Annotated in this window: 28 protein-coding genes and 1 pseudogene; 8 read left to right on the top strand and 21 right to left on the bottom strand. The window is 56.5% G+C overall.

Annotated elements, in window-relative coordinates; translation table 11 throughout:
* Nucleotides 1–116: 116 nt before the first annotated feature.
* Nucleotides 117–932: a methionine ABC transporter substrate-binding lipoprotein MetQ gene (gene metQ, locus EGY12_RS16565; protein WP_123894654.1), complete on the top strand. Its 816-nt coding sequence runs from the start codon at nt 117–119 to the stop codon at nt 930–932.
* Nucleotides 933–978: 46 nt separating this feature from the next.
* On the opposite strand, the gene EGY12_RS16560 is transcribed toward metQ, so the two are convergent.
* The 5 genes from EGY12_RS16560 to EGY12_RS16540 form a co-directional block, all read right to left on the bottom strand.
* Nucleotides 979–1743, bottom strand: coding sequence for an SDR family oxidoreductase (locus EGY12_RS16560; RefSeq protein WP_123894653.1), 765 nt, complete (start codon nt 1741–1743; stop codon nt 979–981).
* A 138-nt stretch (nt 1744–1881) separates the two neighbouring features.
* Nucleotides 1882–2802, bottom strand: a complete 921-nt coding sequence (locus EGY12_RS16555; protein WP_123894652.1) for a sugar ABC transporter substrate-binding protein — start codon at nt 2800–2802, stop codon at nt 1882–1884.
* Between the two features lie 63 nt (nt 2803–2865).
* Complete coding sequence (locus tag EGY12_RS16550; RefSeq protein ID WP_123894651.1) at nt 2866–3906, bottom strand: ABC transporter permease; 1041 nt, start codon at nt 3904–3906, stop codon at nt 2866–2868.
* A gap of 15 nt (nt 3907–3921) precedes the next feature.
* Complete coding sequence (locus tag EGY12_RS16545) at nt 3922–5406, bottom strand: sugar ABC transporter ATP-binding protein (protein ID WP_069100082.1); 1485 nt, start codon at nt 5404–5406, stop codon at nt 3922–3924.
* A 75-nt stretch (nt 5407–5481) separates the two neighbouring features.
* A complete protein-coding gene (locus tag EGY12_RS16540) occupies nt 5482–6411 on the bottom strand; it encodes a sugar ABC transporter substrate-binding protein (RefSeq protein ID WP_033642730.1) in 930 nt (309 codons plus the stop codon).
* 484 nt (nt 6412–6895) lie between these two features.
* Between EGY12_RS16540 and EGY12_RS16535 the strand changes: the two genes are divergently transcribed.
* The 3 genes from EGY12_RS16535 to dcuR all read left to right on the top strand — a co-directional run bounded on the left by EGY12_RS16535 (nt 6896) and on the right by dcuR (nt 10188).
* Nucleotides 6896–7738 carry a class I fructose-bisphosphate aldolase gene (locus EGY12_RS16535; RefSeq protein ID WP_047727766.1) on the top strand — a complete coding sequence of 281 codons (843 nt, stop codon included), beginning with the start codon at nt 6896–6898 and terminating at the stop codon, nt 7736–7738.
* A 124-nt stretch (nt 7739–7862) separates the two neighbouring features.
* Nucleotides 7863–9476 carry a sensor histidine kinase gene (locus EGY12_RS16530; RefSeq protein WP_123894650.1) on the top strand — a complete coding sequence of 538 codons (1614 nt, stop codon included), beginning with the start codon at nt 7863–7865 and terminating at the stop codon, nt 9474–9476.
* Entirely contained in the window at nt 9469–10188 is a 720-nt protein-coding gene (gene dcuR, locus EGY12_RS16525) for a two-component system response regulator DcuR (RefSeq protein WP_123894649.1), read from the top strand. The genes EGY12_RS16530 and dcuR overlap by 8 nt, the downstream gene beginning before the upstream one ends.
* Before the next feature lie 37 nt (nt 10189–10225).
* Here dcuR and EGY12_RS16520 read toward each other — a convergent pair whose 3' ends face one another.
* From EGY12_RS16520 to fabV, 4 genes are all read right to left on the bottom strand, one after another.
* Complete coding sequence (locus tag EGY12_RS16520; protein ID WP_123894648.1) at nt 10226–10561, bottom strand: hypothetical protein; 336 nt, start codon at nt 10559–10561, stop codon at nt 10226–10228.
* 43 nt (nt 10562–10604) lie between these two features.
* Entirely contained in the window at nt 10605–10910 is a 306-nt protein-coding gene (locus EGY12_RS16515) for a hypothetical protein (RefSeq protein WP_123894647.1), read from the bottom strand.
* 171 nt (nt 10911–11081) lie between these two features.
* Nucleotides 11082–11300 carry a hypothetical protein gene (locus EGY12_RS16510; RefSeq protein ID WP_064291234.1) on the bottom strand — a complete coding sequence of 73 codons (219 nt, stop codon included), beginning with the start codon at nt 11298–11300 and terminating at the stop codon, nt 11082–11084.
* A 226-nt stretch (nt 11301–11526) separates the two neighbouring features.
* Nucleotides 11527–12726, bottom strand: a complete 1200-nt coding sequence (fabV, locus tag EGY12_RS16505; RefSeq protein ID WP_118892133.1) for an enoyl-ACP reductase FabV — start codon at nt 12724–12726, stop codon at nt 11527–11529.
* A gap of 201 nt (nt 12727–12927) precedes the next feature.
* Here fabV and EGY12_RS16500 point away from each other — a divergent pair, with 201 nt between their 5' ends.
* Nucleotides 12928–13764, top strand: a complete 837-nt coding sequence (locus tag EGY12_RS16500) for an aminoglycoside phosphotransferase family protein (protein WP_253722832.1) — start codon at nt 12928–12930, stop codon at nt 13762–13764.
* A 39-nt stretch (nt 13765–13803) separates the two neighbouring features.
* Here the strand turns inward: EGY12_RS16500 and EGY12_RS16495 are convergent, their stop codons facing one another.
* A complete protein-coding gene (locus EGY12_RS16495; RefSeq protein ID WP_004940949.1) occupies nt 13804–14154 on the bottom strand; it encodes a DUF4377 domain-containing protein in 351 nt (116 codons plus the stop codon).
* 313 nt (nt 14155–14467) lie between these two features.
* Between EGY12_RS16495 and EGY12_RS16490 the strand changes: the two genes are divergently transcribed.
* A complete protein-coding gene (locus tag EGY12_RS16490; RefSeq protein WP_123894645.1) occupies nt 14468–15115 on the top strand; it encodes a hypothetical protein in 648 nt (215 codons plus the stop codon).
* 554 nt (nt 15116–15669) lie between these two features.
* Here the strand turns inward: EGY12_RS16490 and EGY12_RS16485 are convergent.
* From EGY12_RS16485 to EGY12_RS16445, 9 genes are all read right to left on the bottom strand, one after another.
* Complete coding sequence (locus EGY12_RS16485) at nt 15670–16401, bottom strand: terminase small subunit (RefSeq protein ID WP_123895615.1); 732 nt, start codon at nt 16399–16401, stop codon at nt 15670–15672.
* Between the two features lie 185 nt (nt 16402–16586).
* Nucleotides 16587–17150: a hypothetical protein gene (locus tag EGY12_RS16480; RefSeq protein ID WP_123894644.1), complete on the bottom strand. Its 564-nt coding sequence runs from the start codon at nt 17148–17150 to the stop codon at nt 16587–16589.
* 98 nt (nt 17151–17248) lie between these two features.
* Entirely contained in the window at nt 17249–17560 is a 312-nt protein-coding gene (locus EGY12_RS16475) for a hypothetical protein (protein WP_123894643.1), read from the bottom strand.
* Nucleotides 17557–17952 carry a hypothetical protein gene (locus tag EGY12_RS16470; RefSeq protein ID WP_123894642.1) on the bottom strand — a complete coding sequence of 132 codons (396 nt, stop codon included), beginning with the start codon at nt 17950–17952 and terminating at the stop codon, nt 17557–17559. Before EGY12_RS16470 ends, EGY12_RS16475 begins: the two co-directional genes overlap by 4 nt.
* A gap of 235 nt (nt 17953–18187) precedes the next feature.
* The gene (locus EGY12_RS16465; RefSeq protein ID WP_123894641.1) at nt 18188–18574 is read right to left on the bottom strand and encodes a DUF2570 domain-containing protein; all 387 of its coding nucleotides are present in this window, start codon (nt 18572–18574) and stop codon (nt 18188–18190) included.
* Nucleotides 18571–19065: a lysozyme gene (locus EGY12_RS16460; protein WP_123894640.1), complete on the bottom strand. Its 495-nt coding sequence runs from the start codon at nt 19063–19065 to the stop codon at nt 18571–18573. The genes EGY12_RS16465 and EGY12_RS16460 overlap by 4 nt, the downstream gene beginning before the upstream one ends.
* 20 nt (nt 19066–19085) lie before the next feature.
* Nucleotides 19086–19337, bottom strand: coding sequence for a hypothetical protein (locus tag EGY12_RS16455; RefSeq protein WP_123894639.1), 252 nt, complete (start codon nt 19335–19337; stop codon nt 19086–19088).
* Between the two features lie 86 nt (nt 19338–19423).
* The gene (locus EGY12_RS16450; protein ID WP_123894638.1) at nt 19424–20047 is read right to left on the bottom strand and encodes a hypothetical protein; all 624 of its coding nucleotides are present in this window, start codon (nt 20045–20047) and stop codon (nt 19424–19426) included.
* 100 nt (nt 20048–20147) lie between these two features.
* On the bottom strand, nt 20148–20297 hold the full coding sequence (locus tag EGY12_RS16445; protein WP_253722827.1) for a DUF1133 family protein: 150 nt from the start codon (nt 20295–20297) through the stop codon (nt 20148–20150).
* Between the two features lie 96 nt (nt 20298–20393).
* Here EGY12_RS16445 and EGY12_RS16440 point away from each other — a divergent pair, with 96 nt between their 5' ends.
* Entirely contained in the window at nt 20394–20735 is a 342-nt protein-coding gene (locus EGY12_RS16440; RefSeq protein ID WP_123894637.1) for an excisionase, read from the top strand.
* A pseudogene (locus EGY12_RS16430) lies at nt 20710–21791 on the top strand (tyrosine-type recombinase/integrase). Before EGY12_RS16440 ends, EGY12_RS16430 begins: the two are co-directional and overlap by 26 nt.
* A 316-nt stretch (nt 21792–22107) precedes the next feature.
* On the opposite strand, the gene EGY12_RS16425 reads toward EGY12_RS16430, so the two are convergent.
* Nucleotides 22108–22449: a YebY family protein gene (locus tag EGY12_RS16425; protein WP_025302452.1), complete on the bottom strand. Its 342-nt coding sequence runs from the start codon at nt 22447–22449 to the stop codon at nt 22108–22110.
* A gap of 69 nt (nt 22450–22518) precedes the next feature.
* Nucleotides 22519–23400 (bottom strand): copper homeostasis membrane protein CopD, encoded by an 882-nt coding sequence (gene copD, locus EGY12_RS16420; RefSeq protein WP_123894634.1) that lies wholly within the window; start codon nt 23398–23400, stop codon nt 22519–22521.
* Between the last annotated feature and the right edge of the window lie 2 nt (nt 23401–23402).

Here is a 23402-nt window from a genome sequence, read left to right as displayed (position 1 = left end):
ATCGCTATGAGTCATAGTGAATCAGTATTTTGTTTTAGCCCAGCGATTACCTACAGTCACTGCCACTATTCTGCCCGCCAAAATTAGCAGGCAATGTTGACAAGGACCCTGGGAAAATGACATTTACGCTGAAAAACCTCACCCTGACGCTGGCCGCCGCCGGCACGCTGCTGCTGACCGCCTGCGGCCCGACGGCACAGGACGATCACCACATCAAGGTCGGCATCAGCGCCGGTATCGATCAGTCGCTGTGGGCGGTGGTGCAGAAGGTCGCCAAGCAGAAATACGCTCTGGACGTGGAGGTGGTGACCTTCAACGACTACGTGCTGCCGAACGAGGCACTGAACAACGGCGACCTGGACGTTAACGCCTTCCAGCACAAGCCGTATCTGGACAAACAGATGCAGGAACGCGGCTACAAGCTGGCGGCGGTGGGCAACACCTTCGTCTACCCGATCGCCGGCTATTCGAAGAAGATAACCGCACTCAGCCAGTTGCCGGACGGCGCGCAAGTGGCGGTGCCGAACGATCCGACCAACCTGGGCCGCTCCCTGCTGCTGCTGCAAAAACAGGGGCTGATTACCCTGAAGGACGGCGTCGGCCTGCTGCCGACCGCGCTGGACATCGTCGGCAACCCGAAAAAACTGAAGATCGTCGAGATTGAGGCGCCGCAGCTGCCGCGCGCGCTGGACGACAAAAAGGTGACGCTGGCGATCATCAACACCAACTATTCCAGCCAGATCGGCCTGTCGCCGGCCAAGGACGGGCTGTTTGTCGAAGACAAAAACTCCCCGTACGTCAACATCTTCGCCAGCCGCATCGACAACAAAGACAGCGAGAAAGTCAAGGATCTGGTCAAGGCCTATCAGACTGACGAAGTAGCGGCCAGCGCCGCCGACATCTACAAGGGCGACGCCGTCAAAGGCTGGTAACCCTCCCCCGCATGCCCGTGGCGCCAGACCACGGGCGATGGCAACCTCAGCCGCGCTGGATGGACACGCCGCCGTCCACCAGCATCGCGGTGCCGGTGACGAATGACGAAGCGTCGGACGCCAGATACAGCGCCGCCTGCGCGATCTCTTCCGGCATCGCCAGCCGCTTCAGCGCGTGCAGATCGGCCACCTGCACCAGCGCCTCCGGGGTAGTGCTCATCTGCCGGCCCATCGCCGTATCGGTGCCGCCCGGCAGCAGCGCGTTCACCCGAATGCCGCGCCCGCCGAATTCCACCGCCAGCGCCTGCGTCAGGCCGATCAGCCCCGACTTGCCGGCCGCATAGGCCGCCGTGCCGGGAAACGCCGCGGTGTGGCCGACGAAGGTGGAGGTGAAAATCACCGAGCCCGCGCCGCGCGCCAGCATGGCGGGGATTTGATATTTGGCGCCGTAATAGGCGCTGGACAGGTTGGTTTCCAGCACCTCGCGCCATTCTGACGCGGTGAGCGCCAGCGACGGCCCCAGCGGCCCCAGCGTGCCGGCGTTGTTGAAGGCGATATCCAGCCCGCCGAATTCATCGACCGCCGTCGCCGTCAGCCGTTCGGCGAAGGCTTCATCGCGCACGTCGCCTGCAACCGCGAGCGCCCGACCGCCCTCGCGCCGAATGTCCTCCACCAGCTCCGCCAACAGCCGCTCGCGCCGGGCGCCCAACACCAGTGCTGCGCCCTGCCGGGCGAACAGCAGCGCCGCCGCCCGCCCGATCCCCGAACTGGCGCCGCCAATCACCGCCACCTTACCGTTCAATGCGTTCATCTCTTATCCTCACACCGTAAAAGAGCCACAGTGTGACGCAACATCCGGCGCAGCGCTGGCCGCAAGCGGACATGTAACTGACGCCAATAAAAAAGGCGCTGCAAGCAGCGCCCCGGCAACGCAAATCTGACGGTTAACTCACTGCCTGGCCGCATACTTCTGCATCGTGGCCGGCGTCACCAGCTCGAACGGGATCCAGTAATACGGCTCCAGCTTTTCACCGTTGATCATGCGCTGCGCCACATCGACCGAGGCTTTGCCCTGGCCGACCGCGTCCTGGAACACCGTGACCTGCATCTTGCCGGAGGCCAGCGCCTTGAGGCCGTCCGGCGTGGCGTCGATACCGCCGATCAGCACTTTCTTGTCCGCCTTGCCCGCCTGCTGCAGCGCCATGATTGCGCCAATCGCCATTTCGTCGTTGTTGGCGGCGACGATGTCGATCGCTTCGCCGTTGGTCAGCCAGTTCATCATCAGATCCATGCCTTCACTGCGTGAATAGTTGGCGCTCTGCTTCTGCACCACCTTCATTTTCGGGTACTTGGCCACCACCTGCTCCACGTCTTTGGTACGCTGCAGCGCGCCGGCGTCTGTCAGGTTGCCGATCATCACCGCCACGTTACCCTGATAGCCGGCCAGCCGCGCCAGCTCTTCCATCTGCAGCGTGCCGGATTCCCGCTCGTCGGAGCCGACGAACACCACGCCCTGCGGCAGTTTGGCGTCGCCCGGCGTGCGGTTCACATACACCAGCGGCACGCCGGCGGCCTGGACCATTTTGGTCATCACCGGCGTGCTGGCCGAGTTGACCGGATCGACGATAATCGCGTCCACGCCGGCACTGATAAAGCTCTGCACCTGATCGGTCTGGCGGCCGACGTCGCCGCGCGCGTCCTCGAACTGCACGGTGATGCCACGCGCCTTGGCCTCCTTGTCGATCGCCTGGCGGATGATGGTGAGGAAGTTCTGGTCAAAATAGGCCATCGACACGCCGATGGTTTGTGCCCATGCCGGGGTAGACGCGCACAGCGCCACCGCCAGCCACAGCCCTTTCAAGTAGTTCATAGTGTGTCCCCCGGTAAAAAAACGCCGCCGGCCAACCCTGGCGCCGGCGGCAACTCACGGCAATCAGTGTTTTTTGCGGTTGCGCCGCATGTCGATCGACACGGCGGCAACGATAATCACGCCCTTGATGATGTCCTGAATGTAAGAATCGACGCCGATAAAGGTGAAGCCGCTTTTGATCAGGCCGAGGATCACCGCGCCGATCAGCGTGCCGGTAATGCGCCCGACGCCGCCCATCAGGCTGCTGCCGCCGATCACCGCCGCGGCGATGGCGTCCAGCTCGTAGGACATCCCCATGCTCGACTGGCCGCTGCTGACGCGCGCCGCCAGCACCACGCCCGCCAACCCCGCCAGGCCGCCGGCGATGGTGTACACCGTCACCAGGTACTTATTGACGTTGATGCCGGAAACCCGCGCCGAAGTCATGTTGCCGCCGATGGCGTAGATGTATTTGCCGTAGCGGGTGTGCTTGAGTGCGATATGGAAGATCACCGCGATTACCAGGAAGATGATCACCGGCATCGCGCCCTGGCCGATTGACGTGAAGCCGTCCGACAGGAAGCTGACCGGGTTGCCTTTGGTGTAGTACTGCGCCAGGCCGCGCGCCGACACCATCATCCCCAGCGTGGCGATGAACGGCGGAATGCCGGTGCGTGTGATCAGGAAGCCGTTGATAAAGCCGCAGACGATGCCCACCCCGATCCCCGCACCAATCGGGATCGCCGCCGGCAGATCGAGCAGCCCCGGGTACATCGGCGAGATGCTGTCCGAGGTCTGCGCCAGGCTGGCCGCCACCACCGCGGTCAGCGCAATCAGCGAGCCGGAGGAGAGATCGATGCCGGTGGTGATGATCACCTGGGTGACGCCCACCGCGATGATGCCGATGATCGCCACCTGCAGCACGATCAGCAGCAGGCGATTCGGGTTCAGCAGGAACGACTGATCGCGCATGTACCAACCGAGGATTTCGAAGATCAGCGCGATGCCGATCATCACGATGAAGATGCCGGTATCCTTCGGCATTTTGCCGCTCAGCCCGGAGAACAACGTTCCCTTGCCCGCTGAATCGGCGGAGAGCGGCTTCTCAATCTTTACGTTACTCATGGTGTTCACCCTTCGTTATTCTGAGGCCAGCGCCAGGATCTTCTCCTGGTCCGCGTCGTCTTTGTCCAAAATGCCGGTGATGCGGCCGCCGTGCATCACCATCACCCGGTCGCTCATGCCGAGGATCTCCGGCAGCTCGGAGGAGACCAGAATGATGGCGACGCCGCGGTTGGCCAGCTCGCTGATCAGGCGGTAGATTTCCGCTTTCGCCCCTACATCGATGCCGCGCGTCGGTTCGTCGAGGATCAGAATTTTCGGCTGCGCCAGCAGCCAGCGCGCGATCAATACCTTCTGCTGGTTGCCGCCGCTGAGGTTATTGATGATCTGATCCATGGTCGGCGTTTTGATATTGAGCTTTTTGATCTGCGCCATGCAGTCTTTGGCCATCTGCACGTGGCTGACGAAACCGTTCTTGCCGATGTATTCCGACAGGTTGACGATGCTCATGTTCTCGACCACCGACAGCACCAGAAACAGGCCGGATTTCTTGCGGTCTTCGGTAAGGAACGCCAGCCCGCTCTCGATCGCCTTCGCCGGGGAATCCACTTTCACCGCCTGGCCTTCGATAAAGATCTCGCCGCCGTCCGCCGGGTGCATGCCGAACAGGCTTTCCATCACTTCGCTGCGCCCGGCGCCCACCAGCCCGGCGACGCCGAGGATCTCGCCGCGCTTGACGCTGAACGATACGTCATGGAACCAGCCGCTGCGGCGCAGCCCTGCCACCCGCAAGACTTCCTCGCCGATATTGTTGTTGAATTTGGGGAACATCTGCGTCAGTTCGCGCCCCACCATCATGGTGATCAGCGACTGTTTGGTCAGGTTCTCGGTTTTGTCGCAGGCGATGAAGGTGCCGTCGCGGAAAATGCTCACTTCGTCGGTGATGGCGAAGATCTCGTCCATCTTGTGGCTGATATAGATGATGCCTTTGCCCTGCTCGCGCAGCTCGCGAATGATGGCGAACAGGTGTACCACTTCGCCTTCGGTCAGCGCCGAGGTCGGTTCATCCATGATCAGCACGTCGGCGTTGTAGGATACCGCCTTGGCGATCTCCACCATCTGTTGGTTGGCGATGCTCAGCTCACCCACCAGCGTCTCCGGCTGCAGTTTGATGTTCAGCCGCGCCAGCAGTTCGCGGGTCTGTTCATTCAGCTGTTCGTGGTTGACGAACCCCAGCCGCGCCGGCTCGCGCCCCAGCCAGATGTTTTCCGCCACCGTCATGTAGGGCACCAGGTTCAGCTCCTGGTGGATCATGGAAATGCCCGAATGCAGCGCCTGCAGCGTATCGCTGAAGGTGACCGGCCGGCCTTTGATTTTGATCGAGCCTTCGTCCGGGTGGTAGATGCCGATCAGGCATTTCATCAGCGTCGATTTACCCGCGCCGTTTTCCCCCATCAGCGCGTGCACGCTGCCGGGTTTGATTTTAATCGAGACCTTATCCAGCGCTTTGACGCCGGGGAACTGCTTGCTGATGCCTTCGGCCTCAAGAACATAAGGGTACATACCGCTTACCTCCGCACTGACCCACGTTTTCCGCCGCGTTCGCCCCACACCGGCGCCCGCGGCGGGCTTCACGGCTTATTTCTTGTTTTTATCGGCGAATTGCTGGTAATTGGCCTGGGTGATCAGCTGGTAAGGGATCAGCACGTTGCTCTCCACTTTCTCGCCTTTCACCAGTTGAACGGCGGTCTGCACCGCGCCTTCGCCCTGGCCTTTGGCGTCCTGGAACACGCTCAACGCCAGATCGCCCTTCTTGATGAACTCCAGCGCGTCCGGCGTGCCGTCAACGCCAGCCACCAGCACGCCGGATTTCTTGGCCTGCTTCAGCGCCAAAATAGCGCCGATGGCCATTTCGTCGTTGTTGGAGGCGATGGCGTCTATCTGCTGGCCGGACAAAATCCAGTCGGTGGTAACGTCCACCGCCTCTTTGCGGAAGAACTTGGCGGTTTGCTTGTCGACTATTTTGATGCCGGGATAGTTGGCCGCCACCTCTTCCACGCCGCGGGTGCGGTCGCGCGTGGCTTCACTCGACAGCTCGCCCATCAGGATCATGACGTTGCCCTTGCCGTTCATCAGCTTGGCCAGCGCTTCCATCTGCAGCTTGCCGGCCAGCTTGGAGTCGGAGCCGACGTAGGCCATGCCGGCCGGCAGCGCCACTTCCGGCTTGCGGTTGACGAACACCAGCGGGATCTTGGCCTTCTCGGCCAGCTTGATCATCGGCTTGACGCCCTGGGTATCCACCGGATTCAGGATGATGGCGTCGACGCCCTGGCTGACGAAGTTTTCGATTTGTTGAATTTGCTGCGCGATGTCGCCCTTGGCGTCTTCGAACTGGCCGCTGACGTTGCCGTCGGCCTTCATTTTGTTTTGCATCGACTGGCGCAGAATGGTGAGGAAGTTGTCATCGAAGTAAGCCATGGAAACGCCGATCTTGATGTCTTTCGCCAACACGCTGGCCGGCAGCATGCACATCAGTACCGAGGCGGCGATCAGTTTCTTCAGCTTCATGTTCGTTACCCTTTAATCGTTAGAATGAAGAGGTCTGTTGGTTGACAGCTAATGAAAAATATTTTTTACATTCAAACAACAATACGGTCGGTGTTATCCCTTTGATACGGCGAATTTACCGCGTTATCGCCGTATAAAGGCCGTTGGAAAAATGGTGATCAATATCTCAAAACAGATTAAAAACAACCAATTGAAATAAACCCCTGGCACAGAAAACGGCACCTTCAGCGCGTTTTTAAATGTTTATTTCATAATTTAGATTATTGAAACTTTTTAACCCAAACAAGCGAAACATGCATTTTGGAATGGCTTATTAACAAAAACATGACACGGATCTAACAAATGAAATGAAAGCCGCCGGCGAGCGTTCCTCTTTCGTGCGCCGGCAAAAACTGCGAGCGGCCACGCAGTTTGCGGTTTCCGCGTTTCCCGACCATCCTTACTCGGCAATAATGGACATATCCCTATCTCAGGAGGACCTGACATGCAGCTCAGCAGTAAGGTGCGGATGAACCGCCTGTTCAACAACGGCAAATGCCTGGATGTGGCGATCGATCACGGCATCGCCAACGAACCGGATTTCTTGATCGGCCTGGAAGATATCGAACGGGTGATGGGCAACCTGATCGCCGCGCGCCCCGACGCCATTCAGGTCAACTACGGCCAGGCGGATCTGCTGCAGCGCGCGCCGCAGCGCGAAAAACCGGCGCTGGTGATGCGCACCGACGTCGGCAACGCCTATAACGCCGCGCGCCACCGCGAAATGTGGGCGGTGCTGCACAACCCCGAGGCGCCGATCCTGGCGGCGCTGCAAATGGACGCCGCCGCGGTGGTGGTCAATCTGTATATGATCCCGGATGAGCCCGGCATTTTCCGCCAGTGCGTGGAGAACATCGGCCGCCTGCGCCACGCCTGCGATCAATACGCCATGCCGCTGATGATCGAACCGCTGGTGATGGCCCCGGCCGGCCAGGGCGCCGCCTACGGATCGCTCGGCGACGTGGAGAAGATCGTGCCGCTGGTGCGGCTGGCGCGCGAGCTGGGCGCCGACATCATCAAGGCCGACCCGACCGAACGGGTGGAAGATTTCCACCGCGTGGTGGAAGCGGCGCGCTGCCCGACGCTGGTGCGCGGCGGCGGCAAGGGGGAGCTGGGGCCGGTGCTGGAGAAATCCGCCGCGCTGATGGCCCAGGGTGCCTCCGGCATGGTTTACGGCCGCAACGTCTATCAACACAGCAATCCGTCGCAGGTGGTGCGCGCGTTGATGGCAATCATCCATCAGGGCGCCAGCGGTCAACAGGCGCTGGAGATCTACCACCAGCAGTGACCCGCTTTTGTAACTAAAATAAGCCCCCGCTCCCCGGCAGCATGCTATAACCTGCTGCCGGTAACTGCAGCTTGCCTCATTCCTCGCTAGAATACGCCGTGATATCGCCATTCGGAGAACCGCCATGCCAAAACAACGGGTGCCGCTCAAGCTGAGCACCTCCATCACGCTGATGGTCTCCGCCATCATCGCTTCGGTGCTGCTGGTGGTGTTCGCGCTGTTTTTCGTGCAGATGAGCCGCGAGGGGCAAGATCAGCTGCAGCAGAAAGCCATCGCCGTCGCCAATACGCTGGCACTCTCCAGCACGGTGGTTGACGGCCTGCAGCGGCGCGATCAAAGCGGCGCCATTCAGCGCTTCGCCGAGCAAGTGCGCCATCAAAACGAGCTGCTGTTCGTGGTAGTGGTGGATATGCAGGGTATCCGCTATTCGCACCCCAAACCCTGGCTGATCGGCAAGCATTTTATCGGCGACGATCTGGCGCCTGCGCTGCAAGGCAACGTCAACAGCGCCATCAACCGTGGCACGCTGGCCCCGGCGCTGCGGGTGTTCGTGCCGGTGTATGACGCCCAGAGACAGCAAATCGGCGTGGTGGCGCTCGGCATCGCGCTGGATACCGTGCAGCGGGTGGTGGCGGAGAGCCGCTGGATCATCTATTGGACCATCGCCTTCGCCGCGCTGGTCGGCAGCCTGGGCACCTTCTTCCTGGTCTCCGCGCTCAAGCGCATCATGCTGGGTTTCGAGCCTTACGAAATCTCCAACCTGTTCGAACAGCGCAACGCCATGCTGCAATCGATTAAAGAAGGCGTGATCGCGGTCGATAATGAATCCCGCATCACCATCGTCAACGACGAGGCCAAGCGCCTGCTGCGCCAAAGCGGCCCGGTAGAAAACCTGCTGCTGGAAGCCGCCAGCAAACATTGGCCGGCGCAGCTGCATCTGGCGGAGGTGCTGGCCAGCGGCAAGCCGCTGCGCGATCGGCAGATCAGCTTCAACGGCAGCGAACTGCTGACCAATACCGTGCCGGTGCTCGTCAACGGCCAGGTGACCGGCGCCATCGCCACCTTCCGCGACAAGACCGAGGTCAGCCGCCTGCTGCAGCGCCTGAGCGGCATGGCGCACTACGCCGATGCGCTGCGGGTGCAGTCGCACGAATTTATGAACAAGCTGCACGTGATACTCGGCATGCTGCACATGAAGGCCTACCAGCAGTTGGAAAACTACATCATCAATACCGCCAGCAACTACCAGGAAGAGATCGGCGCGCTGCTGCGCAAGATTCACTCGCCGGAAGTGGCGGGCTTCTTCATCGGCAAGATCAGCCGCGCCCACGAAGCCGGCATCGAGCTGACCATCGAGGAAAGCAGCCTGCTGCCGGAAACCGACGACGCGGAAACCACCCACGTGCTGATCAGCGTGCTCGGCAACCTGATCGAAAACGCCATCGACGCCATCGACGGCGTTGAGGGCCACGAGATCGGCCTGAGCTTCCATCATCACGACGATCAATTACACTGTATCGTCAGCGACGACGGCCCGGGCATCGATCCGGCGCTCGGCGCGCACATCTTCGAACACGGATTTTCTACCAAGGGTACGGGACGCGGCATCGGCCTGGCGCTGATCCGCTGCCATCTGGAGAAGCTGGGCGGCAGTATCGATTTCGAATCCGAACCGGGCGAGCTGACCCAATTTTTCGTGCACCTTCCCTATCAGGCCAAGAGCAGAACCCATGATTAACGTACTGATTGTCGACGACGACCCGATGGTGGCGGAGCTGAACAAATACTATCTGAGCCAGGTCAGCGGTTTTCACTGCCAGGCGACGGTCGCCACCCTGAACCAGGCGCGCGCCCTGCTGGCCGATGCCAGCGTCAGCATCGATCTGGTGCTGCTGGATATCTACATGCAGCAGGAGAACGGGCTGGATCTGCTGCCCGGCCTGCGCGAACTGGGTGAGAAGACCGATGTGATCATCATCTCCTCCGCCAGCGATGTGAACACGGTGCAAAAGGCGCTGCACTACGGCGTGGTGGATTACCTGATCAAACCGTTCCAGTTCAGCCGCTTCAAGGAGGCGCTGAGCCACTACCGGCAACAGTCGCAGATTCTGGCGCAGCGCGAGTTTTCGCAGGCTGACGTCGACAGCCTGCTGCGCCGCCAGCCCGGCGGCCAGGAGAGCAAGAAGCTGCCAAAGGGGCTGACCAGCATCACCCTGAGCACGGTATGCGAGTGGATCGAACAGCAGCACGACAGCGAATTCTCCACCGACAACCTGGCCAACGCCATCGGCATTTCGCGGGTGTCCTGCCGCAAGTACCTCATCTATCTGGCGGAGAGCGGCATTCTCGGCACCCGTATTTTGTACGGCGCCACCGGCCGCCCGGTCTATCTGTATCAGCTGAAACCGGACGCAATCGCCATGCTGAAAGAGCATTGCCGCCCGGCCTAAACGACGCCGGGCGCTGATGGCGCCCGGACGGTTAATGTTAGAAGTTGTGCCTGTAACACTTCGCCTCGCGGTGAGGATCTTTCGAGTGTATCCGTAGGCAGCGCTGCTTTTTCTGCTGTTGTTCCAGATGATGCTGCTGCCGCTTGGCGCTCTCTGCCGCCTCGCGCTGCTGTTCGCGCGCAATTGCCTGCTCGTTGGCCAGCGTCAGATTATCGACATTCCACACCTTGTGGCGCAGTGCGGCGCGCTTTTTCTGGTACTCCTCAGTGACCTTGCTGTCCTTCGGCGCCGCCGCATGGTATTCAAAATCCACCCGCGCCTGCGCGAAGCAGGAGCAACACAAGGCCGCGCCGGCCAACACTATCCTTTTCATCAATGATTCCTTTTACATCGTTTTACTCTGCACGCACGCCGGCTCAACAACCGTTCGGCGATGCCGGCGGCTTTTCCTCTGAACGGGGCGCGCGCTGCCCGCCGGTGACGGGCGCTTTGCCGGGCTCGATACCGCACTCCGCCAGCCGCGCCAGCTCTTGCGCATCGCGCTCTGCCGGCGGCGCTTCCTCGCTCATTTCCTGCCGCAGATCCTGCGCCAGCGCTTTCAGCCGCTTTTGAAACAGCACCGGCGACACGCCTTCACATTGCCTGTCGTAGCGCGCCGCGCCGGCGCTTTGGCTTAGCGGCAGCAACAACAAGAGAAAGATCGCGGCCATGTCCTTCGCCATGGGCAACTCCTTTGATTACACCGAAATAAACCGGCAGTTCCCTATAAGGAAAACGAATTATCTGCTAACGCAATGAATGATCGGGCCACGGCAGAATAACGCAGGAAAGGTAAACCCTCCGACAATACCGGCAGAATGCGCGCATTAATTTGGCTGAATATATTTAGCGGCTTAACGGTCGAATATTTTCGACCCATCGAAGGTGCCACCAATGCCGACATTTCCTTCGTGCAATACCGAGGAGGCGGACTCACCCGCCATGATGCGCTGCCGCTGCTCTCGCGTGGCAGGCTGCGGCTGCGACCAGTCTGGGGACGTCGACGTCGGCTGAATCGCGCTGCAAGCGCTCAACAACAATAACGATGCCGGGGCCCAATAACGCCATGTCATAGTTCTCTCCTTAAAAGGAAATAAAATACCCGCAGCCGGCGGCAGGGGTAAATAAAAAAATGACTTTCTTTAGTTTAATAATCGCCGTTATTTCAGCGCCCACCGCCGATGTTAATAACCTGATTAGCCTATTAACCTGAAATATACATTTCGCTTAGCGCCCTGATAATTCGCAGGCAATAAAAAAGGCCGGGCTAACCCGACCTTGTTTGACCGCTCGACGCGCTTAGACCAGCTCGATCACATCGAAGTTGGCTTCGCCGCTCAGATCGGCGTCGTAGTCAACGCCCTGCAGACCAAAGCCGAACAGGCGCAGGAATTCCGCCTTGTAGCCCTGGTAATCGGTCAGTTCGTTGATATTGTTGTCGTTCAGCTGCTGCCAGATTTTACGGCAGGTTTCCTGCACTTCGTCGCGCAGTTCCCAGTCATCCAGGCGCAGACGGTGTTTCTCGTCGGTGTCCGGCGCCGCACCGCTGTACAGCTTGGTGGCGAACAGACGCTGGATCTGCTCGATGCAGCCTTCGTGAATGCCCTGCTCCTTCATGATTTTGAACACGATGGAGATATACAGCGGCATTACCGGAATGGCGGAGGAAGCCTGAGTCACCACCGACTTGAGCACCGCAACGTAAGCCGCGCCGCCTTTGGCCTGCAGCTTCTGGTTGATGGCGTGCGCCGCGCGATCCAGATCTTCTTTCGCCTTGCCCAGCGTACCGTGCCAGTAGATTGGCCAGGTCAGATCGGTACCGATGTAGGAGTAAGCGACAGACTGTGCGTTATCCGCCAGCACGCCCGCTTCGTCCAGCGCGTCCATCCACAGCTGCCAGTCCTGGCCGCCCATCACCTTCACGGTGTCGGCGATTTCTTGCTCGTTGGCCGGCTCGACCACGGCTTCAACCAGCACGTCTTTGTTGGTGTCCAGCGCGACGGATTTGTACGGCTCGCCGATCGGCTTCAGTGCGGAACGCACCACTTCGCCGGTTTCCGGCATTTTACGCACCGGCGAAGCCAGCGAGTAAACCACCAGGTCAACCTGACCCAGGTCTTTTTTGATCAGATCGATCACGGTTTGACGGCACTCGTTGGAGAATGCGTCGCCGTTGATGCTTTTCGCGTACAGGCCTTCTTCTTTAGCTGCCTTGTCGAAACCGGCGGAGTTGTACCAACCGGCGGAACCGGTTTTGCCTTCGCTGCCAGGCTTCTCGAAAAATACGCCGATGGTGGCCGCACCGCTGCCGAAAGCGGCATTGATGCGCGAGGCCAGACCGTAACCGGTGGATGCACCAATGACCAGCACCTTTTTAGGCCCGTTTTTCAGTTCGCCGCGCGACTTAACGTAGGCGATTTGCTCACGGACGTTGGCTTCACAGCCTGCCGGGTGAGCGGTGGTGCAGATAAAACCACGAATTTTAGGTTTGATAATCATAGTAATTTTTTCTTGGTAGCTAAAAACCGAAGGACAATATACCTGATTTTCTCGATATACTTAAGAAAGTGCGAAAACAAGCGCAGTGAACAGACCAGTCGGGGCCGCGCCCCCGCGCCAGTGAAGGAGCCGTACCGGGTGAATGCCATTCCCAAAATACATGCCGATGAGGCCGAGATTTCCCTCCCCCATGTCCGAGCCATGCTCGCCGAACAATTCCCGGCCTGGGCGGCGTTACCCATCGAACTCGTCACCACCGGCGGTACCGACAACGTGATGCTGCGGCTCGGCGACGAGTTATGCATTCGCCTGCCGCGTACCGCCTCGGCGGCCGAAGCGCTGGCGCGCGAGAACCGCTACCCCGCGTTGCTGGCACCTCATCTGCCGGTGCCGATTTCCGCGCCCTTGGCCCTAGGTAAGCCGAACGGCCACTATCCTTTCGCCTGGAGCATCGGCCGCTGGATCGCCGGCCGCACGCCCACCTGCGGCGAGTGCAGCCCGCTGCTGGCGACGCAATTGGGTGAGTTCGTGCGCGCACTCCACGCCATCCCAACCGCAGGCCACGCGATCAGCGCTTATCGCGGCGGCCCGGTCAGCGCCAGAGACGCCCTCACTCGCGAATCCATCGCCCAGTGCGCCCCTCACCTCGACGCTGCCGCCCTACTGCAAGCATGGGACAGCGTGAGTCAGGTGAGTGAAAACACCGACGGCGCGTGCTGGCTGCATACGGACATTCAACCCGGCAATCTGCTGATCGACAACGGTGAGCTGGCTGCGGTGATCGACTGGGGTGGCATCGCCATCGGCGATCCTGCAGTCGATATGATAGTTGCCTGGAACCTGATGGGAGCGGAGGCCCGCGAACATTTCCGCCAGGCGGTGAAGGTGGACGATGAGACCTGGCGGCGCGGCCGCGCCTGGGCGCTGTCGATTGGCGTTATCGCTTACGCCTACTATGTCGATAAGGAGCCGTCACTCACGCGCACGTCACGCTACCAGTTGGAGCAAGTCGCGGCGGAAATGGGATTAACGCTATAAAACAGCAGGCCAGGCGCACTTCGCCCGGCCTGATAATCATTACGCCTTGTTCTTTTCCAGCTGCTCAATCAGTGTATAACGCAGCGATGAGGCATCGGCCGGCACGTTCTCCACCGGAGTGACGCGCACTTTCAGCCGATACTGATAACCCGGTTCGAAGGTGAAACCCTCGATGCCGGTATAGAACAACTCCCACGGCTGCTGCGCGGAGCGGCGCACCTGCATGCACTTCATCGGGCCGACGCCCACGCAGTCCACCAGCGCGCTGTTCACCAGTAACACTTCCGTTTGGCCGCCTTTCTCGTTTGCGGGCTGATTCATCGAGGTTCCCTCCTGGCTGCAGCCGGCCAGCGCGGCCAACGCAACAAATAACAGCGCTTTAATTTTCAATGTACTGAACCAATAGTCATGTAGGTCAGGCGATCCTAACAAATTGACCGGATGAATTGAACATGGCTTCGTATCGCAGGAGCGACATTATTTGTGCGCGTTTATTCCCCAAACTCATGCGTTACAGGACAGAGGTCATGACGGTACGCTGTCATTTTTATCATCGGCATCAATGAGAAAACCGGTGGTGCGAATTAAAAACCTGCGCCAGATCCAAAAGTTCGATTTTCGCTCTGACGACCACATTGGCCAAGCATTGAAACATCTCCCCACGTCCGTTATGTTACAACCATAAAAATTTCGAGGGATTGAAGTGAACAACACAGAGATAGTGGAACGGATAGTAAAAGTCATTGTCTCCCCAGAAACAGTTGTGGGGCTGCTTGACGGCGCAATGTCTGTGCCTGTCGATTTTGGCTATCTAGCTTTGGGCATTTTTGACACAAGCAATCGTCGCAAGATGGAAGACGAACGCATTCGCATGATGCGGTCAATGAAGTCCGGTTTATTGAACTATCATCAAGTTATCAGAACGACTAAAATCATCATCGATGCATTCACTGCGCACATCCCACAAGAGACGCAAGACAAAATATTTAGGGCCGTAGGCTCCGCATCCGCCGGCAGAATGCTTACCACCTCCCTGATTTCATCGAGAATAGTGAATAGCATCATATCAGCAGGCGGTGCGGCCATGATTACTCGAGGTGCAGGCGTTGCTACAAGCTTCACGCTGATGGCTGGCGGAATGATAGAACGAAGCATATACAAATCAATCGGTCTCGAACGTATGCATAGTGCCGTTTACTACAAGCTTAGAAGTGCCGGAAATTTGGACTTTATATACTTTTTAGTTCAACCCTATGTTGATCCATTCATAGAAGCTTTGGCTGTACGTAAAAACCAAGGTGATGCAGAGTTTAATAGATTGCTGCAAAACATTGAGGAAAAAATGAAATGAGAAAAGACAGCATCCATATCCGCATACTCTCTTTTTTCTTTGAATTTTTCTATCAGTTAATCGGGGGGATTGGGTTTCTATTATGTATCTATTTTTTCTTTAGCTTCGACACGATAACTCAGCGCGTCGTTGCCATTTTATCGACAATAGCAATATTTTGTATCATTTGTTGGCTCGGCGACAGCCTCATCAAAAAGCTACGAGGTTATTGATGTTATCAGGCCGACGAGTGCCGGCCACGATTCATCAATATGCCTTCCATGTAGAGAACACCAGCGGCTCGCCGAATGCATAGCGCCGATGTTCAATCGTTGAGTTGTACGGCATATACACCTGGCAGCACGTACCAACATCATCTCTGATCGAAACACTTTAGCGCGCAGCCACAACCTTTGGGGAGTTTAAGACTAACGTGGCGTTGCTAGTCGCGTTCTGGAAGTATTCATCATGTTAGATTATTGCGTTTAAATCCATGCCTGCTGGTAGGGTCTTATCAGCAACAGGCACCGCATCTGTCGCCCAGTTACTGCTGAATGCGTACAGAACGCCGTCAATTATGACTGGGCAGTTGGCTTTCCCTCACGCAGCTTTTCCATGTGAGCAGCCCACACGTCCGCCGGGCAGTTCGCCGGTGTCACGATGCAAACTTTGCCGTAGCTCAAACCGGCCAGATCGACATTCACTTCGGTTTTATTCGTGCTCATGTCGATGCCGGTCAGCTGCGCGGCGTTCTTCACGTTCGGCGCGACCTGGCCGAATTTTTTATTTTGCAGCGCCAGCTGCGCAGATTTATACGACAGCTCCGCCAGGTGGCCGGCGTTGAACGAAACCAACAGCGCAGCAGCCTTGCGCAATTCCTGCACGCGGGCTTTTACATCCGGCCGGCTCATCAGGATTGAGGCTTGCGATTCGGCATTCGTAGGCGCGTAGCCTGCGCAAATCGCGGCCTCTTTCTGTGGCATGCCCTGCGCAATGTTCTGCGCAAATTGTTCATACTGCGGTTTTAAAAGGCTTGGGCTTTCTTTGCCCTTCCCCTCGTCATCGCCACCAGCAGCTGTAACGCCGGGCGTAACTGGCACGGGATTTTCTGGAATTTGCGCATCTTGCGCACTGCGCATTTTTTTTTGCGCTTTATTTTCTTTCCCTTGCGCAGGAATTTTTATATGCCGGCGTGCGGTGGCGTAGTTGTAGCCGTTAGCCTCACACCATTCTTTCGGGGAGATCTTGGTTTTGGCGTATTCGGCGAGGAACAGCTTTTGAATGGCTCCCCAATCCTGTTTTGCCATAACGTTCTCCGTGAATAAAAAAAGCCATGGGCAACCATGATCTGAGTGATCGGTGGGTGTCGCCTGTGGCTTTGCTTGCGCATGACGCAGCACCTGAATAGGGTGTCGCCTGTGGCTTTGCTTGCGCATGACGCAGCACCTGAATAGATGCTCTGTGATGGGCAAAAAAACCGCCCGGAGGCGGTTTAATTAGCTTTCTTGATACCGTCTAATATTTCAGATTTTATTTTAAATTTTATTCTCTTACCCGTTGCCAATGTAACGTAAACCTTTATTTTATTTACATCCACCTGATTTTCTTCAATGAATCTTTTTAAATCACTTTCCCACTCAGATTTATCATTAAATGGTAAAAAAAATGCAGCCTTCTCCCCATGTTCGACTTTCTTTGGCAGGAGAGATGACATTGAGTGATTGAAATGAATAAATTTGTGAGTTTGCTTCCCGAACTCCCAATGAATTGAACTTATCATTATTGGCAGCATCCCCAAGTTAGTTACATAGTAGAATTCACCGAGTAAATTGATACCATCATAGATGTATCTTCCCACATGCATCGAAGCCTCTACATGAGCAACGGGTTTACGACTGGCGATGTAAAGCGAGGTGACAATTGCAAAAAACGTTGCTATTCCAGAAATCCACGTTCCTATAGTCATCCAAAACGTCCAGTCGGCTGTTTCTTTCGCCACCGTTAACGCATCTCTAGCCACGAAAAGCGATTCTAAAGCGATAATGTCGGTATCCATACAATCCTCTCTATGTGATGAAGAGTATTGTAACGCAAAGATTCAGCACCTTATAGATCCTCTATAACAGGAAAAAACCGCCCGAAGGCGGTTACAGATTAATCTAGGTCTTTATCCCACGTACTTTTCAACCAAGTGAACATATTTTTTTCATCACTATTCGGGCCAAACCCTGCCCACGTATCCCCCTCTTTGTCAATCTGAAGGACTAGTAGACGAATTCCAGGGAAAAACTTGCGAATATCTGTACGAATATCACCTGCAGTTTTCTTTCCTTCACTGTCGGTTAAAAGCCAAAAATTGTTTAGCCAGTGCCACCATCCCATACCATTTTTTTTTATATATTTTCTAAACTCTTCATTCTGCTCGGCAGTGGACGAGTCGAGAGCAACAATGTATTTCCTTCTCATTTATCCTCCGCTGCATCAATACTGTTCCCGATTTTAGCGGTAGAATCGTCATCTTGTTCTATATATTTTGTTTCATCCCTCTCACCAGTAGCGCTATCTCCAATAACTCTTCTTTCGATAGCGAGTTTTTGGAGGACTAACTTCTCACTTCTGAGTAAATCAGGGTCATTTTTTAGGCAAAAAATAAACACATACCCAAAAAACAAACAACCTAACAATGCAACTATCAGCACTGACGCTAACACCCAAATCGGTGCTTGATATATAACAAGCAAAACAACAACAGTGAACAGAACTCCTATCAGCCAAATCAATGTATGTACGACTGTAGACTTCTCCCCACTTTGATTAGCTTGTCCCATGAGGGAGCTAAATAACTTAGGTGAAAGCATGGAGCCATCCTTGCTGATGATTTTGCCCTAGCTTTTATCACAGCGACAGGTTCTTAACAACCTGGTTCTTTAGGTCGCATCATCATTAAATCAAATTTCGCTACGCCAACGGGTTAAAGTGGTAATCTTGCTAGCGCAGATTGATAAAGCTATCTGGAGCGACAATGCGTGGCTGCCAATGTCGCCCCATGTTTCACCCTGCAGTTTTGGTTGCTCACAGGGGGTGAACACCGATTCAGGGGGCAATAGCACCAGTGGCACCGGCGGCTGTGGTATCTGTTCCGCGCAGGAGGCCAAGAACAGCGGGAGGAGCAGCGCGCCGGCTACACTCGTCATTCTGGATTGCTTCACGATATTTCCTCTGGTAGTTTTCGCCCTGCTGGCGCAGCTGCTGCTCTCTCCGTTGCTGTTCGGCCATCATTACGCGATTACGGGCGTCATCGGCGCGCAGGGTGGTGATCAGTCCTGCCTGTTGCGCCAGCGCCTTCTGCTGTTCTGCGGCCTGTTGGCGTGCCAACTGCAACCGGTGCGATAACAGCGAGCTGTAACCGCCAAGGCAGATAGCCACCAGCAAAAGAAGCGCCAGGCTGCCGCCGGCGATCTTGCTTATCCAGCCGTTCATGATTGGCCCCAGGTGCAGACTGTGTTTTCGACTTCACGCCGGGTGATTAGCCCTTTCCACTCTTTGCCGCCGGCATACTTCCAGCGCTTCAGTTCACCGCACGCGCCGGCTGGGTCGCCGGCATTCAATTTTTTAAGCATCGTGGAGCCGATAAACGCATACGGACCGACGTTGTACGAGAACGAGTAAATAGCGGCGCGCTGGGTTTCCGTGGTTTTCACCTTGATCGCGGGATCGACAATCCGTGCGACTTTCTGCAAGTCAGATTTCAACAGCGCATCGCATTCTGCGTCGCTGTATCGCTTGCCGAGGATAATATCGGCGCCGGTATGTCCATCGCAGACCGTCAGAACGCCGACGACGTCGCGATAGGCCACATACCGCCACCCCTCTAACCCATCGTGGCCGCAGAGCATTGCAGTGGCGATCGCAATCGCCCCGCCGCCACCGGTTATGGCAGCGACGATTTTATTTCTCAGGCTGGAATTCATCAGATTTCTCTCGGAGCTTTTTAGCCCAATTCTGCGACGATTGTCGCGGTGGCTGATGGGTTGGCGCTGTTGGTCTTGCTCAAAATGTCGCACAGGATCTGCGTTCGTTTCATCTGCTCTCGCCAATTGAGGCGGTAGGTCAATATGCCCAGGGCGATACTGACGGCCAGGCCAATGATGAAACCCCAGTCCTGCAGCGTTAACCCGGCGAAAAAGGCAGATATGCCCGCAAGCCAATAGGTAGCGTTCGAGTAGCTGTCGTTCATTTTCATGATTCCCACCTCCGCGGGCCGCGGCGGGCAGTGCAGAAATGAAAAAGCCCGGCGGTTGCCGGGCTATGAATGGTTATACAGATTTTTTATTTATTTAGGCCTTTGCCATCTAAATACTTATGGCACCCAAATATGAAATCACTTGTTGCTTTATTGAACTCGTCGCGATGTTCTTGGCTTACCTTTTCGTGAATTAGGTAGGCTCTAAGCTTGTCTTGCATATTTGCAATTAACTGAACTATCTCAGCGCCTTCACTATCTGGTTCAATTAAAAGAAGAAGGTTATTTTTACTCTTCTCAGCAGATCTTTCAGCTGCGCTGACTTCAGTTGGAGTTTGAACCCGCTTACCTGACAATGCTAATTCCTTAAACCCGGAAATGTGCCATTGTTCGAAGGCTGATGCGAGCAACACAATATCAGTTAACAGCTCCGCTGCAGCAGCTCTAAAGATACGAGTAAACTCAACACTTTCCTGTAATTTATTTTGATGATTGGCAAGCTTAAAGTTCTGGTTCATTGCGAGATACGCGATGACAGCAGGTATCAAGCCAGCAATAGCAGCACTCAATACTGTCTCCCAGGAAAAAGGGGTATCAACGACAATTTTAGGAATGCTCTTTAATGCCATAGAAAGAATTACATCTGAATTTTCTAAAGGATAGGGAACCCCTTGCCACACCATGATGCTCTCCAAGGTAAATGGATGCATCTTAGCAAAAAACCCGCACGACGGCGGGTTTCTTTTGAATTTGTCGCTGCGGATATAACTTCGCGAAGCTTATGCCAATTTAATCAATTTCCGCGCAAAGTCAACGATAAAATCGCTCGCTATTCATCTCAAATGCATCACTCATCGGACGGTAAAGCATGAACTCCGCCGTTTTCACCCACACCGCGACGCGCGTCTCGCAGGTGCGCATGCACCAATCAGGGCGGTAATCATGCAGATCTGCCGCCATCTCCTGCGACGCTGAGCGATGACGATATCGCCCGGGCGTGTCGTGTGACCGACGACGCAATCGCCCAATTACTGAAGCTGAAACTGAGGAAAGGCCATGTCCAACAAATTGATCCAGGGGAGTTGCAATAGTCATCTTCCAAACACAATCAACAGCACTAGCCACGCCGTATTTTTGACCCTAGAGGAATGGTGCAATAGCACTTATCCTGGGAAAAAACCGTCATTGCAAACTCTTCAGCGCTGGGCTCGAAACGGCAATTTTTACCCGGCGGCTGAAAAACACGGTAAGCAATACAGGCTTGTACCTGGTGCCATATACATAGACCCAAGCGATCCTCGCTTAGGCAAAAAAATAAAAGAAGCTCGCAGCATCGAGCCAGCAAGAACAGCGTTTATGGAGAAAGTGATTAATGACTCGGCAAAGGGGGGGATATGACATGCGACTGCCTAAAAACCTGACATTCCGCCGAAACCGGAACGCGTTCTACTGGCGCAATCCAGTCACCAAAAAGAGATCTCTCTCGGCCAGATTTCGCGACGCGAGGCTATCGCCCAAGCGATTGAAGCCAACCACTATATCGAGCAAAATTACTCTCCCGTTCTGCTCCTGGAGAAAATCAAGGGCAGCCACGAATACACGCTAAACGCCTGGCTCGATCGGTACGATGTCCTGTTCAAGCGGCGAGAACTGGCCGAGAACACATACAAAGTGCGCGCCGGCCAAATTGTCATTATCCGGGAACGCCTGGGCGACATGGTGCTGACAAAAATCACGACACGCCACATCGCCGAATTTATCGAGTTTTGGATCGCCCAGAACAAAAAGACAATGGCCGCAACCATGCGATCGGTGCTGTCAGATATTTTCCGCGAGGCGATCGTGGAAGGCCACATCGAAAACAACCCTGTGACCCCGACCCGCGCGGCGAAAGCTGTCGTGAAGCGCGAACGTCTGGAGCTGAAGCAATACGGGCCGATTCGAGAGGCCGCGGAGACAATGCCGCCGTGGTTCTGCCTGGCGATGGATCTTGCGCTGGTCTCCGGCCAACGCCGCGAGGATCTGACACAAATGCGCTTTAGCCATATCATTGACGGCCGCCTGCAGGTTGAACAAGGCAAAACGGGGGCTTTGCTCTCCCTCCCCCTTGATCTTGAACTGAAATGTATGGGCCTCCGGCTTGGCACCATTATCGACCGATGCCGATTGGTCAGCACGACAGACTTCATGATCAGCGCCGGCATCAGGAAAAATAGCCCAGATGGTTCGATCCATCCCGACGGGCTAACGAAAAAATTTGTCGCCGCGCGGAAAGCATCAGGTTTGGAATTTCAGGAAAGCCCGCCGACGTTCCACGAGATCCGAAGCCTGTCCGGCCGCCTGTACGAAAAGCAGAACGACAAGGCATTTGCTCAAAAGCTGCTGGGGCATACAACGGAAATGATGACGCTGAAATATCTCAAAACGAGGGGGAAGGAATACGTGATGCTGTAAAAGACCGAATATCAAAATTCGGACATATTTCGGACATTTTCGGACAAACGAAAATAAACCCTTTAAAATCAACAACTCAAAAAAAGACCGAATACGATTCCTATATTCGGTCTAGGGAAATGGCTCTTGGGAGAGAGCCGTGCGCTAAAAGTTGGCATTTAATGCAGGGCTTGTTCAGCCGTGCACTTTAAGAGTAGCCTACCGCGCCAGTTTTGCCAGCCGCCCGGCGGCCGCGTGATAGTTTCGTGACGAAATAACTATGCGGCAAATGCGCATCAATCCGCGTACGTTGGGCAAGGCGTTGGCAAACAAGCGGTTAGTCAGCGCACAGCTTCTCGGCGCGTTCGATAAACGGCGCCAGGCTCATTTTTTTCCCCGGTTCGGCAGGGTCGTCCAGCAGGAGCACCTCCAGCGGTTGCGCGCGCTGATGGCCCTTCTTCACCTGCTGCTCCGCTGCGTCGTTGAGCGGGTATTGCATCAGGGTGCTGTTATTCAGCACGAACAACGCGCCGCCGCTGCGGCACTGCAGCGTCACTTCTTCCTTGGTGAACGCCCACTGTTTGCCGTATTCCAGTTTGGTGATGTTCACCAGTTTGTCTGCCGCCAGCGCGCCGGTCGCGGTTGCCAGCAGCGTAATGCCGAGTAATACCGATTTCATGTGTTAGCCTTAAGGTTGCTATTCGCGTCGATTTTCCCGCAGCTTGCCTGGTTGCGGCAAGCCGAAATGTCAAACCGGCGCATAGGTTGCAAATAAACTGACCAGCAGCAGCACCGCCATCCCCAGCCCGACTTCGAGCCAGCAGGCCAGCACCACGCCGCGCTGCGCCAGCGCCGGCACGCGGCTCATTGCCGGCACGACGGCGTAGCGATTGGCCAGCGCCACCATCACCATCAGCGCTACCAGCGCGGTTTTAATTAGCAGCAGGCGCTGATAAGGCGAGCCGAGGTTGAGCGGCCAACCGCCGAGAATGATCAGGCTGTTGACGATGCCGGTGACGATCACCGCCGCCACCGCCAGGTGCCCCCAGCGCGAGAAACGGATCAGCGTGGTGATAGCGTCGCTGCGCCACTGCGGCGGTTGCAGGTAGCGCAGGCAAACCAGCAGCGGCGCCAGGCTGCCGAACCAGTAGCCAGCGGCCAGCAGGTGTACCGCATGGTTGGCGCGGTGCAGCGCGCCCAGAGTGCCTTCGTGCATCGCCGCGTGGCCGATGAACGCCAGGCTGACCAGCAACAGCGCCGAACACAGCGCCAACGCCTGCGCGCGCGGCCTTTCCGGCAGCAGCAGGCTCAGGATCGCCAGCAGCGACAGGCCCAGATGCCAGCGCCACACCTCGCCGAAGGTGGTGCCCAGCACCGCCCACCAGACCTCCAGCCGCCAGGCGTCTTCCCAACCGTCGCCCATTTGCCCGGCCTGAATGGCCAGCAGCGCCACGGCGGAAAGCCCGGCAATCCAGGTGCCGGCAAGCAACAGCGGGCGCACATCGCGGCAGAGGATCGGGGAGAGGCGCTGCGGTGACAGTAAGGCGGTGAACAGACTGATGCCGAACATCAGCATCACCGCCGCAAAGTGCACCAAGCGACACAGAACGAACAGGGTCGCCAGACTCACGA

Source organism: Serratia sp. FDAARGOS_506, assembly GCF_003812745.1.
Taxonomy (GTDB): Bacteria; Pseudomonadota; Gammaproteobacteria; order Enterobacterales; family Enterobacteriaceae; genus Serratia.
Note: the sequence above shows the minus strand (reverse complement) of the source record. Positions and strands in the feature narration are given on the sequence as shown.